Consider the following 16,361-nt stretch of genomic DNA (forward strand, 5'->3'; position numbering starts at 1 on the left):
ATTTGTCTGCAAAATAATAAAAAAATCCTCAAAATAGAATCTACTTTGAGGATTAGTATTTTAAATACAAAAGGAATTATCCTTTTAACCAAGCTTCTCTAACTGTCTTTTTACTATCATCAGTAGCTTGATAGCCTTGAATTGTTTCTTTTGGCATTGCAATTGTACCTTTGATTTCTTGCTCAGCACCATCTCTCTTAATTTTTAAAGTAATGGCATCTCCATCTTTCCATCCCATACTTCCTAAAACTAAATCATAAATATTATCTAAATTATAATTAGTTCCGTTTACAGCAAGGATTTTATCACCGCCTTTTAGCCCTAAATTAGTCATAAATTCATTTAATTCTATACTAGGAATAATCATGATTTCTTTGGTAGACTGATCGATTGTAATGTAAGGGATTTGACCTCCTTTTAAGAATGGATTACCTTGTACTTCAATTTCAGCTGGAGTAACTCCCATTTTTGCAAAATATTCATCATAAGGAATTGGTGTTTCACCAGCTACGTATTTGTTTAAAAATGCGCCTACAGCTGGATAAGTGAATTTAGTAATGGTGCTAAATAATTCTTCGTCTTTGAAAGCTTTTTTGGTACCAAATTCATTTGATAAATCTTGCATTAAATTTAAAATACCTTTTTGACCATTACTGTTTTCTCGTATTAAAATATCCACACACATAGCAATTAATGCTCCTTTTTGGTACACGTTAATATATTGATCTTTATAAGGTTCTTTTAAAACGTTTTTACTCATTTTAGTAAAACTCATTTTATCATTCATGCGTTTTGATTGCTCAATTTTATCAGACATTCTTTCATAAAACTCAGTTTCATCAATTAAACCTTGATTTACTTGAAATAAATTAGCGAAATATTCTGTTACTCCTTCATACATCCATAAATGCTCAGACATTTGTGGATTGTTAAAATCAAAATACTGAATTTCGTTTGAATGCACAGTTAAAGGAGTTACGATATGGAAAAATTCATGAGAAACAATATCTTTTAATTGTTCTCTTAATTGTTCTAATTCCATTCTTTCTGGCATAACTACTGTAGTTGAAGTAGGGTGTTCTAAAGCACCAAAGCCTTTTGCATCATTTTCTATATTAGAAAGATATAGTAGAATAGCATATTTTTTTGTCGCATTGAAAGCTCCTAGGAATTTCTTTTGAGCGGTCATCATTTTTTCCATGTTTGGAGTAATATCTTTAGCCGTATATTTACCTGTAGGTGAATACACACTGATAATGATTTCCATATCATCTACCATGAAAGTAGTAATGTCTGGTTTAGAATACATTAATGGCATTTCAACCAAAGTGGCATATTTAGAGCTATGAAAAACATCTTTAGCATTTGATTTATCTAAATCTGTCATGGCAGACACACCTAATAAACTTTCTGGATGTGTAATGGTTAAAACATATGGAGTTTCCGTTTTTCCTTCAAAATAACCTACAAAACCATGTGTGTTTAACATGAAGTTTTCACCTGCTATAATATTTGTTCCTGCAGGAGAAAAAATATCTTCGCTTTTTCCAAAACCACCACCACCTTCTGTGTCAAATGAATCGTTTACTAAGTAAGTTACTTTGGCTAGTTTTTTAGCATCATCAATTTTGTATGAGTTAACATCAATCTTAGTTACTCTTAATCCATTACCTGCTGCATCTAGAGCTTTGAAATCTTCAATAAATCTACCGTAATCATCTTCTGAATACGTTCCAGGTACTGTTTTTGGTATGAAAAAAGTGGTACTTTCTGATGTGAAAGTAGGTGCATCTATAGCTACCATTACTTTGTCATCTTTTACGTTTACTAAGTCGATAGCAACATTAACTTCGTCTTTTTTTGTAGTTGTAGAACCAGTTTTACAACTCCAAACAAAACTTGCTACAGCAAGGGTTAAAATTATTTTTTTCATTTAAATCGTTATTGATATTTTAATTTGACGTTAAAGCTATGAAAATGTTACATTTTTAAATAAAAAAAGCCCTTCATTTAGGAAGAGCTTAACATTTTAATCAAATTTATTTTTAAAGTAGTATTTACTATCTAAATCATCATCCTCTAGGGGATCAAACTTTAAAGGTTTTGGCTTAGGTTTACTTGAAACAGCTTTCTTTTTCCAAATTTCAAAATTATCTTTCGATAATTTCTTTTTCATTAATTCTGTAACTTCATTTTCTGAAATTCCAAATTCTTCTTTTAAGGCTTCAAATGGTTTTTTTTCCTCTTGAGCCATAGTTACAACTCTTTCTAAAGTTTCGTTGTCTAATTCTGAAATCTTTCTTTTTTTCATCAGATGAAAAATTAATCTGTAAATTTATTAATGTTATGTAGTTCAATATTACTAAAAAAAATTACTAAAAAAAATATATTCGTTCATTTTTAGAAATTTCTTAATATTATTTATAGTTTACTGTGTTTTATTAAAAAATCATTAAATAATAGTTCTAAATGTTAAATTTATTCTGTTCTTTTTAGGACTTGAAGCCTTAGGGAGCTGATGTTTATAATAAATTTGACTTCCTTGTTTCATTACTAAAAGACTTCCATTGCCAAGAGTGATATTTAGTTTTGCTTCTTTTTTTGTGTTGTGTCTTAATTGAAATACTCTTTCTTGTCCTAAACTTAATGAAGCAATAATTGGATCTCTTCCTAATTCTTTCTCATTATCTGAATGCCAACCATTACTATCGTTCTCATTTCTATATAAGTTTAATAAAACGGTAGTAAAATTAAGTTGGGTGCGTTCTTCAATTTCATTTTTCAAATACATTAAGGTAGCATTCCAAGGATGTGGATGCATTACAATGTTTGAATAGGAGTAAGGTTTGCCTTCATTTCCATACAAAGCTGTAAGTCTGGGTTGCAAGTGCGTTTTGCCATAAATTGTTATGCTGTCTTGCTGCCAAGGGGTCTCGTTTACTAATTTTTCAAAAAGAGTTGTAGCTTTTTCAGTTGAAAGAAAATTAGGATAATATTCGAAAATTGCATCGGGTAGGTCAAATGTTATTTTTTCATTTGGGAACAAATCTAACATATCTTAAAAATAATAAAGTTGATGATAAAAATAACTTTTAAGTATATAAATAGGCCCAATATAGTAAAAGTAATTGTATGGGCAATCGAATGAATCGTAACCATTTTGATAGGCCTAATGAGGCTTGGTCATTTTGATACATATAGTAATTTGCTGGAAAAACAGCAATTAGCAATAGGATAATTCCCCAAGCACTATATGGAGCTGTGATTTTAATACATACTAAACCCCCTAGAATAATTTCAGCTAATCCACTAACTTGATTCAAAAGTTTTGGGTTTTTGAAAAATGGGGGAATAATTTTTATGTATAATTTGGGACTTCTAAAATGATTTATACCAGCTAAAATATAAATAATTCCCATTGCATATTGGTGCCACGGTAAACTCATGTTTTTTATTTTCTAAGGTATGAAAAAATAAAGAGACTACCTGTTTTTTTGAAATTTATATTCATAATAACAATAGCAGTAATAATTAAAATAATACCGAGCCATTGTAAGAAAACCACTTTCTCATTTAAAAGAAAGAAGGCCATAGAAACAGAAACTGGTAATTCTAATGAAGAAACGATACTGCCTAATCCTAACCCTGTTTTTGGGAAACCACTATTCATTAATAGGGGAGGAATAATGGTGCCAAATAAGGCTAATAGAATCCCATATTTTCCAAAAATGGCTAGATTAAATGGAGTTGTTTGTGTGTAAAGTACGAAAAACAAAACAATTATAGCACCTCCCAAAAGCATGTACAAACTCCTTTGTGCTGAGGATACCCCTACAGCTATTTTATTTGCCGTGAACATGGTTGTTGTAAATGAGGCAGCTGCAAGTATTCCCCACATAAAACCGGTCCAATTAAAAGCCACTTTGCTAAATAATAAATTGGTTGCTAAAATAGTACCTGCTAATACAACTACAACAGCGAGTATTTTTTGTTTTGAAGGTGTTTTTTTGTCTAAAATCCACTCTACAAGTACTCCCATCCAAACAGTTTGCATCAGTAACACAATAGCAATAGAAACATCAATATATTTTACACATAAATAATAAAAAATACTTGTAGCTCCTAAAGAAGTACCTGCAAGCATTAAATTTCTAATATTTTTTGAAGAGGCTTTTATAATAGGACTCTTAGCAGTGGTTTTTTGGTACAGATTTAGTAAAAGAATTCCTAAAAGACCATATATAAATTGAGCTGTAATAACTTCAGCAGTAGTAAATTTTTCTGTACTGTGATAAGCCAGTTTTACAATTGTAGCAAGCATGCCATAACTAGTTGCACCTAAGCCTACTAATATAACTCCTTTTATAATTTCATTCTTTGACATATTCTCTTTTTTTAAGGGGGCGCAAAGATAAGCAAAGAATTGATTCTATAATAGAAAATTAGAATAATCCTTGTATGGAATTGTTCTGTATGCCAATTGTTTTTGGGTTACAATCTAATTGTTTCTCTAATAAGGTAGCGTAAATACTTCTAAAATCGATTTCAAATTTTAAATCGCCCTGATCTAAATCTTCTAAATTAGGATTTGTACCAATAATTTTTCCTTTGGTATTACCACCAATAATAAACATAGGTGCTGCAGTACCATGATCGGTACCTTTTCCATTGTCTTTTACTCTTCTTCCAAATTCTGAAAATATAACAATAGTAGTATAAGGCAATAAATTGGCTTGTTTTAAATCGGAATATAGTGCCAAAACTGCATCGTTTAATTCTGTTAGTTTATTGTGATGTAATGCTAGTTGATTGTCGTGGGTGTCAAAACTACCTAACGAAGTATAATATATTTTTGAATTTAAATTTCCTTTAATCAATTTGGAAATCCACTCTAAATTTTTGCCTAAACCCGTTTTGGGATAATTCATTTCTGCTTTGCTTTTTGCTAAAGCTTTTTGAATTTCATCGGCTCCTTCTACTACCGAATTGGCAATTTTTCTAACAAAATCAAGTTGAGGATTTTCTGATAATTTAGCGTTGTCGTCTGTCTTATTTTTGCCTCTAAAACGATTGGGATCTTTAACAGTAATACTATTGGGGTGCAACCCTTTTAACGCAAAATTGTCTATAGTATCTAAATTAATTCCTCCAGTAGCATGTTGTTCTAAGTAATGAAAATCGAGATAACGGCCTAGCCAACCTTCATTACTGTATTCTTTTGAACTTGTAGCAGTCTGCCAAATTTCCTGACTTCTAAAATGAGAACGATTAGGCTCTGGATAACCTACGTTTTGGACAACAGATAAATCACCTGCTTCCTGTATTTTTGCAAAACCCTTTAAAGCTGGATGAAACCCCATGCCGTTGTTTTTACCGATAATTTGATCTTTAACGATGCTAATATTGGGTCTTAAATTATAATATAAAGGATTATTAAAAGGAATGAATGTGTTTAAACCATCGTTTCCACCATTTAATTGAATAAATAGTACGCTTTTTTCATATAAAGTGAAACTATTTTTATTTGTAAAAGCATGAAGAAAGCTAGGAATTAGTAATGAGCCTCCTGTAAATGTTCCTGTTAATTTAAAGAATTTTCTGCGATCCATAGCTCTAAAATTAAATGAGTTGAAATTCGGGTAATTTAGTTATGTAAGTAAATAAACGTAAAACTGCTGAGGAGGCACTTTCACTTTTAGGATTAAAATCATATTTTAGGATAGTTTCCATATCTTCTTGTGTGTTTTTATCTACTGTAAATAATAACCTGTCGGTTAGCTCTTTTATAATGCTAATATTATTTCCGTTTGATTCAAATTGAATATTTGGTGAGCGTTTTTTTTCTTCTGTTTCGTTTTTTCGTATTCTAACCATATTTTGACCACTACTCAAAAAATCTACAGTATTGTTCCTTTGTAAATAAATTTGAGAGGTAAGCCAATGATTACCGCCAATCCATCCTTTTACATTGGGTTGATTAAATAATTCCATGCCTTGTTGTTTTAGGAACTGAATAAGTATTAGCTTATTTGTGCTTTCTATTTGTAGTTCGTTTAGAAGTTGTAGCGAAAAAACCAATGGATCTTTTATTTTACTCCCCTTATTGTTTTTCGGATATTCTTCAGTGAAAATTTTTAATAATAGGGGTTTGATTTCAAAATTTGTCTCTTTAAAATAATCTCCATAATATTGAATTAATTCACTTGAAGGAGTATCATAAATAAACCATTTTAAAATTTTTTCAGTCAAGAAATAAGGTGTGTTTTTTTGTTCAAAAATAATATCAATCAAATCTTCTACTTTAAAATTTCCTGTTTTTCCAAGGTAAGTAATGGTTTCGTTGTCTTCTAAACGAGGTCTGTACATTGCTTTTTCATCGCCTAAATGCAAACCAGCTAATGCTTTGGCTCCATTTTTAATGTCTTCTTCTGTGTAATTTCCGATACCAATTGTAAATAATTCTAATAATTCTCTGCTTAAATTTTCATTTAATTTTCCTTTGCGATTATCTACATTGTCTAAGTAGCGTACCATGGCATTGGATTGAATGATTTTTTTAGTAATGTCTTTAAAATTTCCGAAGGCATTTTCTCTAAGAACCATATTGTGTTGATAAATCCAATAGCTTACTTTTACTTTTTGTATAGTTGATACAAAATGATTGTGCCAAAAACAGGTCATTTTTTCTCGTAAAGGAAACTTTTCTTGTTGCATCTTCTCTAACCACCAAACTCTTAATTCTGTTACATCTTTAATCTGTTTTTTTAAAATTTTCTTTTTCTCTTCTTCATCAGCCTTTTGAATCGTTTCTCTTACTAATTTTAATTCAATCATAGTTTTAGGGCTGTCCTTTAAAAATGATGGTAAAGAATGATCTATTTTTGAATCAAAAGACTGTTCTAGAAAAGAAGTAAAACCTAATTTTTCTATTAACTGACTTTCTTTGTTTGAAAAGCCTAATCGAAGTGACCAAAGTGTATTTGTGTTCATATATTAACGATTTGACGTTATATTTTAGACAAAAATTAACACAAAAGGTTTAAAATTAATTTTAATATTACAAAGTTTAATTGTTTGTATATGAAGAACCTGTTTGTTTTGTTTGTTTTTATTCTTATAAATTGTACCAATGGGCCTACTACTCCAAAGAAAGTATTGACTAAAGAGAATACAGAAAAAATAAGAGATTATACTTCTTTGCATCAACAAGCTAAAACATATGTTGAAGCCAATAATTTTAATACCGATTATTATTACTTAATTGATTTAAGTCAGCATTCAGGGAAATTCCGTTTTTTTATTTATGATTTTAAAAAGAAAGAGATAATAGATAAAAATTTAGTAACTCATGGTAGTTGTGATCAATTTGAAGAAAATCCAAAAAAATGGGAGAAAGTAAAGTTTGATGTAAGAAATAATAGTCATTGCTCTATGAGTGGAAAGTATAAAATTGGAGATAGAGATTACAGTTCTTGGGGAATTAATGTAAAGTACTGGATTCATGGTTTAGAAGAAAGCAATCAAACCGCTGTTGATAGAGTAGTGGTTTTACATTCTTGGAATGCTGTTAAAAATGAAGAGGTTTATCCGAAATATAGCCCGTTAAGTTGGGGGTGTCCTGCTGTTTCAAATACCTTTATGAAAAAGCTAGATAAACAGTTACAACAATCACAAAAGCCTGTTTTATTGTGGATTATATAAAAAATAAATTTTTTTTTAAACATTTTTTTATATTTTTAATTTCCCAAAACTGCTTAAATGTTTAACCAATTAAATTTTAATAAAAGTGATGAGGACATACTTTTATTACTTGATGAAGCTCATCAAATTAGAATAAATAATATTTCTAAAAGTATTTCTTTAACACTTAATGCATTAGAACTTAGTTCTGAGCTTGGTAATAAGTCTTTGTTGGCTAGATCTTATAGTCAATTAGGATTGTATTATATGATTATAGGAGAAATGACTCAGGCAGAAGTATATGCCAAAGTAGCTTTAGCCCTTTTTGTGGAATTAAATGATGAAAGAGGTATTGCAGATGCCAAGTATAGCTTAGCTGGAGTATACTATAAAACCAATTTGTATCATTTAGGGTTGATTTCTTTTTTAGATGCTTTAAAAATTTATCAAAGAAAAGGAGATTATTACAATCAATCTCGGACAGAGAAGTCGTTAGGTACCATTTATGGATATATTGGAGATCAAAATGCGGCTTTAAAATCCTATTATAGTGCGGTAAGAAATGCCAGAAAAGTAAAGGATTTTAATTTAGAATCTAATGTATACAATAATCTTTCAGGAATTTTAGCTAAAAATGGGAAACTAAAGTTTGCTATGGCTTTTATTGAAAAGTCAATCCAACTAAAAGAAATCACCCAAGACATTAGGGGTATGGCGTATGCTTTGTATGGAAAGGGGAAAGTATATTTTTACTTGCAAGAGTACAAAAAAGCAGAAACCTATTATTTGAAGGCCTTGAAAATGCATAATGAAATGGGCGAAAATACCGGTAAAGCAATGACTTATACTAAACTTGGAGAATTGTATTATGCTAAAAATGATTTGGAACTTGCATTAGAAGCAGCTTTTATGGGATTAGAGATAGCCAATAAACTAAGAATTGCTATGTCTACTATTAAACTTAAAAAGTTAATTTATCTTATTTTTAAAGCCAAACAAGAACATGAACTTGCTTTAGATTATTTTGAGCGGTATCAAAAAGAAAAGGAATCGGTAATTAATGCACAAACGTTAAAGGTTATTGAAAATTATGAGTTGATTTCTAAAATGGAAGTTTTAAAAAATGAGGCGAAATTGCATAAAGAAAAGCAATTATTATTAGAGAAAAAGAATTTAGACGAAGCTAAGGCTATAAAAATGCGTCAGGATTTTTTGTCTATTATGAGTCACGAGATTAGAACACCGTTAAATGCAATAACTTCAATAGTTGAGCTATTAAATGATGAGGTAAGTTTAGAAGGGGAAGAGCTGTTAGGAAGTTTAAAATTTGCTTCATCTAATCTAATTAAAATTGTAAATGATGTATTGGATTTTACCAAATTAGATTCCAATAAATCTAAATTAGAAATGGCACCAGTTTCTTTAGCTCATTTAGTAAAAAATATTGTTAGTGTTTATGACAAGCAAGCAAAAGAAAAAGGACTATATATTAAGTTAAACTGTACTATTCCTACACAGAATTATTATAATGTAGATGAAACGAAATTAACTCAGATTTTAAATAATCTGATTAGTAATGCAATAAAATTTACAGATAAAGGAGGAGTTGAATTATCTATTAAGGAAGTCAAAATAGGAACTAAGAAAAATACATTTTTGTTTGAAGTGAAAGATACAGGAGAAGGTATTTCTAAAGAAAATTTAGAAGAAATTTTTGAAAGTTTTTCGCAAGTTAAACCTATTTTAACCCGTAAGCAAGGAGGTACTGGATTAGGTTTAGCTATTGTAAAAAAAATTATCGCTTTACACAAAAGCAAAATTAAAGTAAAAAGCACTTTGGGTAAAGGTACTACTTTTTATTTTAAGTTAAAATTTAGTAGAAATGAATCGTTTCAAGGAGATGTAAATCTAGAAAATAGAATTGGTAAACAAATTATTGATCTTAAAGATAAAAAGGTATTAATCATTGAAGATACAGTTATCAATGCCGTGTTACTTCAAAAAATTCTTTCTAAGTGGGAAATTACTTCAGAGCACGTTGAGACAGGAAAGATGGCTTTAGAAAAAGTAAAAGAAAGCAGGTATGACTATATTTTAATGGATATTCATATGCCTGAGATGAATGGTATTGAAGTCGCTAAACTTATTAAAACAACTCCAAATGCCAACCTAAAAACACCTATTTTAGCCTTAACTGCAGATACGATGGTAACTTCGAAAAATTATGAAACGAATTATTTTAGTGGTGTTTTATGGAAGCCTTTTGAAATAAATAAATTGAAAGAAACCTTAGAAAATGTATTAATAGAGTAATTATTTTTCGTTTAAATCACTTAAATGGAGTCGTAATGCTTTTACGGATATACTAATTTCCCAAAAGGATAATCCTAAAGAAATGAGTAAGCATAATAAAGAAAGTCCAAAAAGATAAATACCAGTTAATTGATGTCCTAAAAATAAAAGAAGCATGGCAAAAACAGACAAGAACAAACACATTACACCAAACAATTGCATATACCGAATAAGTGTTAGTCTTAAGTTTAGATTTTTTATTTCCAATAAAATAAGTTTATTTTCTTCTTCATCGTAAGTTTTTTTTAAACTTCGTATGATTTGTGCGATTGTTAGAAAACGATTAGTATAGGCTAATAAAATCAGTGATGTTGCCGAAAACAATAAAGCAGGTGTTTCAATAGGTAATTCCATAAAATATAAATTTGAAAACAATCAAAGGTCTAAAAAATAAACAAAATAAAAAACGCTAATCGAAAGAAATTGATTAGCGTTTTTTTAAATGATATTTATCTTCTAGTTCGTCTTTTAGTTTTTACTACAGTTGTTTTTCCTCTTCTGTTTTTATGCACTATCGTAGTTCCTTTTCGAGTATGTACAACGACAGTAGATCTACTTCTTCTAGGAGTGTATACTTTTCTAGCAACAACTACTCTTCTTGTAGGGGTTCTAGAATAGTATACTCTATGTGGAGCGCATCTGGTATAAAAAATGGCATGTCTATAAGGTTTCCAAGGTTTCCACCATCTTGGATAAACGTTCCAGCGATAGGGAGATTTCCAAACTACATAACTTGGTGCGTAGATATAACGAACACTTGGCCAAAACCAAACATTAACTACAACAGCAGTTGTTTTAATATCAAAAGGACTTGGACCATGACCTGTTTTAATTGCTTTTTCTTCAATGTCTAAGGGTTCTACAATGGTGTTAGCAGCATATAAGTCTTCATCTCCTTCTATTTGAAGTATCGCTTCGTCATTTCCTGTTTTTTCAATACCAATTGTTGCAATATCTTGTTTTTCAGTTTCACTTAAATAAGCACTTAAAATAATAACGTGTGTTTCGTTCTCTTGAATAGCATTGGCAACAACATAATCAATTTCTCCATCTCCATTCAAATCAAGATTATTTACATTGTTATTTTCTTCGTTGATCATTTTTTCAAACTCTTCTAAATTAGCCGCTTTTTTGAAAATTGCTAATGCACCTTCTAAACTAAAATTTTCGCCAGTATATTCAAGATTGTTTGAATTGTCTTGTTGTGCATAACTACTAAAAGTAGTTATAAGAACAAATAGAAATATAAAAGTTATCTTTTTCATGGGTTTCATTTTATGTTTTTAATTTATAAAGCGATGTTATATACTACACCATTAGAATGTGTATATGTTGCTTGATTATCGCAAGTATTGTTACCATAATCTAAAATACCGTCTAAAATAGTGCCTTGTAAATTAAGTTGGCCTTGAGAAATATAATTACATGCGTATTTTTTAATAAGTGGTGTAACTACCGTTACAGTTAAACTAGAGCCATTAGGTCTATTAACCGTGTGATTTCCAGATAAAACTTTGTAAACATTGTCACCAAGTGTCAAGGTACTTACACCTTCAATTTGTTGTACTGATCTCGTTCCAGAAAAAGTAAATACACTTCCAGAAATAGTGGTTAATTGACCGTTAGTTACAGTTCTTGTCCATTGTGGCAATTGCGTATTTGTAGTTTGATTTTCATAGACTACAGTTCCTTCAATTTTTCTACCATTTACGTAATAATTAGTACGTGTAATAGTCATGTGACTACCAAAATTAGTTACATAATCATCAAAAGTAATAGTTATAATACCTGCACGAAGAATGCCATTGTGTAAACATCCTGTACCAAAATCGATTGCAAAAGTGATGGGAAACTGTCCTATGGTTCCACTTTGTATAGATACATTTGCGCAAGCAGGAAAAGTCATGGTGCCATTTGTGTCTCTATTTGAATAAGTGTCATTTTCAGAGGCAACATCTAACCCCATGTTAAAATCTAACTCGTTAGAGAAATCGATTTGTGCATTTACCGTTAGTAATTCTTGATCAACAGCTGTAGCTTCTTGTTCATCTTTATTACAAGATTGAAATGATAAGGTTAAAACCACTATGATTGAAGCTGTTAAAAAGTTTAATTTTTTCATAATCTAAGTTTTTGTGTTTTTTATTGGATATTAAAAAATTAAAAAGGTTTAATTCAAATGTTAAATTTTTTAACAAATCACTTTTCAATAAGTATGCCATTTTATTTATTTAACCAAGTTTGTTTTGTTATTTCATAAACCGGATTTTCTTCTACTCCATTACTCGCTGTAGTGTAACCAATAATTTTGCCACCTAGTTTTTCCATTGCTTTTTGAGATCTATAATTTGTTTTTCCAACATAAAATTGAATCTTGTCTATATCATTAAAAGCATAGTCCATCATCATTTTTTTTATGCTACGATTGTAATGTGTGCCCCAATATTTTCTTGCGATGAAAGTATAACCAATGACAATGGTTTTTAGTTTTTCATCATAATCATAGAAACGAGATGACCCTATTATTTCGTTGCTATTTTGATCTATAATAACAAAAGCACCTTTGGAATCTAAAGCTTTTTGGAAGAAGTCTTCAAAAACTTCTTTTTTATATCTATCATTATTAGGATGTTGTTCCCAAAGTAATTTATCGGAAGCAACTAAATATAAATTATCAAAATCCTCTTTCTGTAAAGGTCTTATAAGGATAGTGTCTTCTATAAGAGTAGGTTGTAAGTTCATCATAATTTTAAATAGCATTTGTAAATTCTACTACATCCGTTTTCATATTGGTTAATTTCTTGCTCAAAGTCTGCTAAAGTTTGAAAATTTTTATTGGAAGTATTATTTCTTCTACTTGTAAAATATAAGATGTTGTTATTGGTGTCATAAAAAGGACAATAATCCATAGCTACAGAATTGATTGTTTCACCCAATGATTTTGCGGTTTGCCATTTACCATTTGTATCTTGGTAGCTAATATATAAATCACCACTTCCTAAACCATCTTCTCTTTTATAACCAGTAAAAATCAGAAACTTCTCTTCGGGATCAATAAAAGCATTAAATTCATATCCCGATGAGTTAATTGTTGTACCTAAATTTTCAGGATTGGAATATTTATTAGTATTCCAATAACTTACAAAAATATCATCCTTTCCCAATGAATTTTTATTTTCAGAAGTAAAATACAAGTTGCCATTTAAAGCAACCGATGGATAAAATTCGTCTTTTTCAGTATTTACTGGTGCACCAATGTTTATGGGTTTTGACCAATTTCCTGAGACGCTTTTTCGTTCTACATACCAAATGTCATAATCTTTGCTAGTTGAAATGGTATCTTGTAGCGGTCGGTTTGAAGCAAAATACAAACGTAGTCCGTCTTGACTTAAAAAGGGTTCAAGATCTCTAAAATTACTGGAAAAAGAAACTAAGTTTGGTTTTGTCCATTTGTTTTTAACTTTTTTACTAAATACAATTCGAGAAATTTCTTCATTCATGTTTTGAACGGTAAAATACATTTCATCCTGATTTTTTGAAAGAGTAAAATCTCTGCAATTAGAATAGTTTATTAGAAAATCAAAAGCTGGGATTACTTGTTTATTTTGAGAAAATTCTTTTGTAAAGACAAGTAATACGACCCAAAAAAATATTTTTTTCATGATAAATTATTTCGATTCTTTGTATGGAAATTCAATTAAAAAGGCTTTGTACAAACTATTATGTAAAATGGTTGCATGATTTTCTTTTGGAAAAAACTGAAAATCGGATTTAATTTTATTAGGATATTTTTTTAATTCAGAAGCTAAAGTTTTTGCATCTCGAATCATAATTTTATGCTCTTCACCTACGGCAACATATACATAAACTGGTTTTTGAATTTTAGATAAGTAGCTTGTGGCATTTTTTAATAAAGATTGGTCATCCCACCATAAGCTCGGACTAGTGATAATATAATTTGTAAATAATTCTGGCTTTTTAAATAGTATTTCAGTGGCTAATAAACCACCTAAAGATTGCCCTAAAAGGTATTTTTTTTCAGAGGTTTTGTAGTTGGCAGTTATATAAGGTTGTAATTCTTTTTCTATAAAAGCAATAAATTTTTCAGATCCACCTGTTGTAGGGTAGTCTTTTTTTAAATCAGGGATCTCTGTTGGAAAAGTAAGATCATGTTTTCGGTCTATATTAGCAATGCCAACCACAATTGTTTTTGGCATATGTAGTTGAAGATTAAAAAATTGGACTAATCCTGTAACGTGTATAAAATCTTCATTTAGAGAACCATCTAAAACATACATAACTGGGTAAGTGATAGAATCATTGGTTTCATATCCTTCTGGTAAATAAATATGTAACATTCTATCTTGAGAAAGAATGTTAGATTTTAAAGTTACAGTTTCTCCAATGGTTAAGGGTTTTTTAGTCTCTTGAGAGTGTAAGTTTTTTGAAAACAAAAAAGTAAGAATACAGATAGAAAGTATTTTTTTCATGGTACAGTTTTTACAGCTAATTTTTACGTAAATATAAGAATCTAGATGGCTTGTAACACTAGTTTACAAGTTAAATTATTATGGAAAATACTTAGCTTATTGTTATTAAGAAATAAGGAAAAGAAAAAAACCGTCTAAAAAAAGTTTTTTAGACGGTTTCATCATGCTTGATCTGTTTGTTTGTTGATACAAATCTAAAACGTTTTTTTGTAATAGTTTTACAACAAAATTATAGAATTTGTTAAAATTTCAATATTTAGAGTATTTTTAATATTTCGCATTTATAGCAGCTTTATCGCCTGTTGATAGATAAGAGCGTTGTGAATTCCAGATACTCCCGTCTTTTTTGGTCATTGCTGGAATGCTAGTGTCGTATACAACTGAACTACTTGCTCTTGAACCATAAAGCATAATGGAATTGTAATCAAAAGAGCCATTAGAGGTGCAATTAGAGCATTTATCGTATTGAGAAGTCCAATTTGGTTTAATATTAAAATAATTAACAATGATGTAATTGTCTCGATCGGGTCTTTTTTGTTCGTGAATTAATCCAACAGCATGACCAATTTCATGAACTACATTACCAGAACCATAATATCTTGGATCTACACTTATAATTTGTTGTCCACCTCTTCTGCCAATACTTGTACTGTAGGCTGAACCACTAGAGTTTTGTTCTACCAAAATATAATCTCCTGAACTACTGGAAATTTGAGTAAATGTAAAATTTAGCTGACTAGACCATGTGCTCATGGCGCTCGTCCATTTGTTTTTAAGATCTTGAGAAACACCACTAGCATATTTCCAACGAACGTTTCTATTTGGCCAATTTCCACCACCATACACACCACGATTACTATCTTCGCTAGGAAGTGAAAAATCATTTCTGTCTAAAACAACATCGCCATCATAAAGATATTTGTCATTGTCAATTTCAAGAAGAGTAACATATCTTCCAAGATAAATTGCCTCAATTGTAGTGCCAGTAGTTTTGGTATTGTAAATTTCGTCTGTAATTGAATTGACTTCCGTAGCATAATCGGGTTCGGGAACATCATTTTTATCACAAGAGCTATAGCCTATGATTAAAATAGTCATCCAAGTAATTTTTTTTAAATTAATTTTTTTCATAATCCATAATTGTTTGTTAGGTTTATGTTAAAATTATATAATTTAAAAATTAGAATCTTACAATTATCTTGTATTTATTGTTAAATTTTTGTGTTTATTTTATTGGTTATCTGGATTTTATGTTTTTTTTACAAAGTTCAATGATTTCTATGATTCTGTTTTGCCTAGTTTCTGGTCTTTTGGCTTGGTTTAACCAATATAAATAGCCTTTTTTATAGGTTTTGCTGAAATTAGTATAGTTAGTCAAGGCCAAAGTGTTTTTTTCAAAAGCTTTTTGTAGATCATCTGGAATTTCTAAATTTTCAACTGCGTCTAAGCTTTCCCAAGATCCATTTTGTTTCGCAGTGGCTATTTTTTTTAGTCCGCTTTCATGTATTAAATCTTGAACGAGCAATTCTTCGATGTAGGATTTATTCAATTTGCTCCAAACACTTTTATCTTTTCTAGGGGTAAACAATTGTTTTCTTCTGTCTTCGTCAATTTTTTTTACAGTAGAATCAATCCAACCATAGCAAATAGCAACTTTTACCGCTTCTTCCCAGCGCATACTTTCCGATTCGCTAGCTACTTTGTAAAAAATTAAATAAACACCATCATAAAGAGTGTGGTTTTCGTGCAACCATTCTCTCCATTCGGTATCGTTTTTAAAATATAGGATTGGTTTTTCTTTCATGGGTTTTTAGTATCTTTATACCATTATTTATAAGG

General features: G+C 29.9%; 17 protein-coding genes. 2 read left to right on the plus strand and 15 right to left on the minus strand.

Annotation, left to right across the window (positions count from 1 at the left end):
• Nucleotides 1-76: 76 nt before the first annotated feature.
• The 7 genes from CX675_RS06340 to CX675_RS06370 form a co-directional block, all read right to left on the minus strand.
• Nucleotides 77-1,933 carry a peptidase M61 gene (locus tag CX675_RS06340; protein ID WP_130734370.1) on the minus strand — a complete coding sequence of 619 codons (1,857 nt, stop codon included), beginning with the start codon at nt 1,931-1,933 and terminating at the stop codon, nt 77-79.
• Between the two features lie 96 nt (nt 1,934-2,029).
• Nucleotides 2,030-2,311, minus strand: a complete 282-nt coding sequence (locus tag CX675_RS06345) for a DUF2805 domain-containing protein (RefSeq protein ID WP_130734371.1) — start codon at nt 2,309-2,311, stop codon at nt 2,030-2,032.
• 141 nt (nt 2,312-2,452) lie between these two features.
• Nucleotides 2,453-3,055: an alpha-ketoglutarate-dependent dioxygenase AlkB gene (locus CX675_RS06350; RefSeq protein ID WP_130734372.1), complete on the minus strand. Its 603-nt coding sequence runs from the start codon at nt 3,053-3,055 to the stop codon at nt 2,453-2,455.
• A gap of 37 nt (nt 3,056-3,092) precedes the next feature.
• Nucleotides 3,093-3,446, minus strand: a complete 354-nt coding sequence (locus CX675_RS06355; protein WP_130734373.1) for a DoxX family protein — start codon at nt 3,444-3,446, stop codon at nt 3,093-3,095.
• Nucleotides 3,447-3,451: 5 nt separating this feature from the next.
• The gene (locus tag CX675_RS06360) at nt 3,452-4,384 is read right to left on the minus strand and encodes an EamA family transporter (RefSeq protein WP_130734374.1); all 933 of its coding nucleotides are present in this window, start codon (nt 4,382-4,384) and stop codon (nt 3,452-3,454) included.
• Nucleotides 4,385-4,442: 58 nt separating this feature from the next.
• Entirely contained in the window at nt 4,443-5,609 is a 1,167-nt protein-coding gene (locus CX675_RS06365) for a DUF1501 domain-containing protein (protein WP_130734375.1), read from the minus strand.
• A 10-nt stretch (nt 5,610-5,619) separates the two neighbouring features.
• Nucleotides 5,620-6,990, minus strand: coding sequence for a DUF1800 domain-containing protein (locus CX675_RS06370; RefSeq protein ID WP_130734376.1), 1,371 nt, complete (start codon nt 6,988-6,990; stop codon nt 5,620-5,622).
• 90 nt (nt 6,991-7,080) lie between these two features.
• Between CX675_RS06370 and CX675_RS06375 the strand changes: the two genes are divergently transcribed.
• Nucleotides 7,081-7,701 carry a murein L,D-transpeptidase catalytic domain-containing protein gene (locus CX675_RS06375; protein WP_130734377.1) on the plus strand — a complete coding sequence of 207 codons (621 nt, stop codon included), beginning with the start codon at nt 7,081-7,083 and terminating at the stop codon, nt 7,699-7,701.
• A gap of 57 nt (nt 7,702-7,758) precedes the next feature.
• Nucleotides 7,759-9,993, plus strand: coding sequence for an ATP-binding protein (locus CX675_RS06380; RefSeq protein ID WP_130734378.1), 2,235 nt, complete (start codon nt 7,759-7,761; stop codon nt 9,991-9,993).
• Here the strand turns inward: CX675_RS06380 and CX675_RS06385 are convergent, their stop codons facing one another.
• From CX675_RS06385 to CX675_RS06420, 8 genes are all read right to left on the minus strand, one after another.
• A complete protein-coding gene (locus CX675_RS06385; RefSeq protein ID WP_130734379.1) occupies nt 9,994-10,386 on the minus strand; it encodes a DUF2721 domain-containing protein in 393 nt (130 codons plus the stop codon).
• A gap of 95 nt (nt 10,387-10,481) precedes the next feature.
• The gene (locus tag CX675_RS06390) at nt 10,482-11,297 is read right to left on the minus strand and encodes a hypothetical protein (RefSeq protein WP_130734380.1); all 816 of its coding nucleotides are present in this window, start codon (nt 11,295-11,297) and stop codon (nt 10,482-10,484) included.
• 23 nt (nt 11,298-11,320) lie between these two features.
• Entirely contained in the window at nt 11,321-12,154 is an 834-nt protein-coding gene (locus tag CX675_RS06395) for a hypothetical protein (RefSeq protein ID WP_130734381.1), read from the minus strand.
• 101 nt (nt 12,155-12,255) lie between these two features.
• A complete protein-coding gene (locus CX675_RS06400; RefSeq protein WP_165395984.1) occupies nt 12,256-12,777 on the minus strand; it encodes a GNAT family N-acetyltransferase in 522 nt (173 codons plus the stop codon).
• On the minus strand, nt 12,774-13,694 hold the full coding sequence (locus CX675_RS06405) for a PD40 domain-containing protein (RefSeq protein WP_130734383.1): 921 nt from the start codon (nt 13,692-13,694) through the stop codon (nt 12,774-12,776). The genes CX675_RS06400 and CX675_RS06405 overlap by 4 nt, the downstream gene beginning before the upstream one ends.
• Before the next feature lie 6 nt (nt 13,695-13,700).
• The gene (locus tag CX675_RS06410) at nt 13,701-14,522 is read right to left on the minus strand and encodes an alpha/beta hydrolase (protein WP_130734384.1); all 822 of its coding nucleotides are present in this window, start codon (nt 14,520-14,522) and stop codon (nt 13,701-13,703) included.
• A 267-nt stretch (nt 14,523-14,789) separates the two neighbouring features.
• The gene (locus tag CX675_RS06415) at nt 14,790-15,653 is read right to left on the minus strand and encodes a M12 family metallopeptidase (RefSeq protein WP_130734385.1); all 864 of its coding nucleotides are present in this window, start codon (nt 15,651-15,653) and stop codon (nt 14,790-14,792) included.
• A 106-nt stretch (nt 15,654-15,759) separates the two neighbouring features.
• Nucleotides 15,760-16,326 carry a YdeI family protein gene (locus CX675_RS06420; protein WP_130734386.1) on the minus strand — a complete coding sequence of 189 codons (567 nt, stop codon included), beginning with the start codon at nt 16,324-16,326 and terminating at the stop codon, nt 15,760-15,762.
• Nucleotides 16,327-16,361: the final 35 nt, after the last annotated feature.

This window comes from Flavobacterium sp. J27 (assembly GCF_004303025.1).
GTDB lineage: Bacteria > Bacteroidota > Bacteroidia > Flavobacteriales > Flavobacteriaceae > Flavobacterium.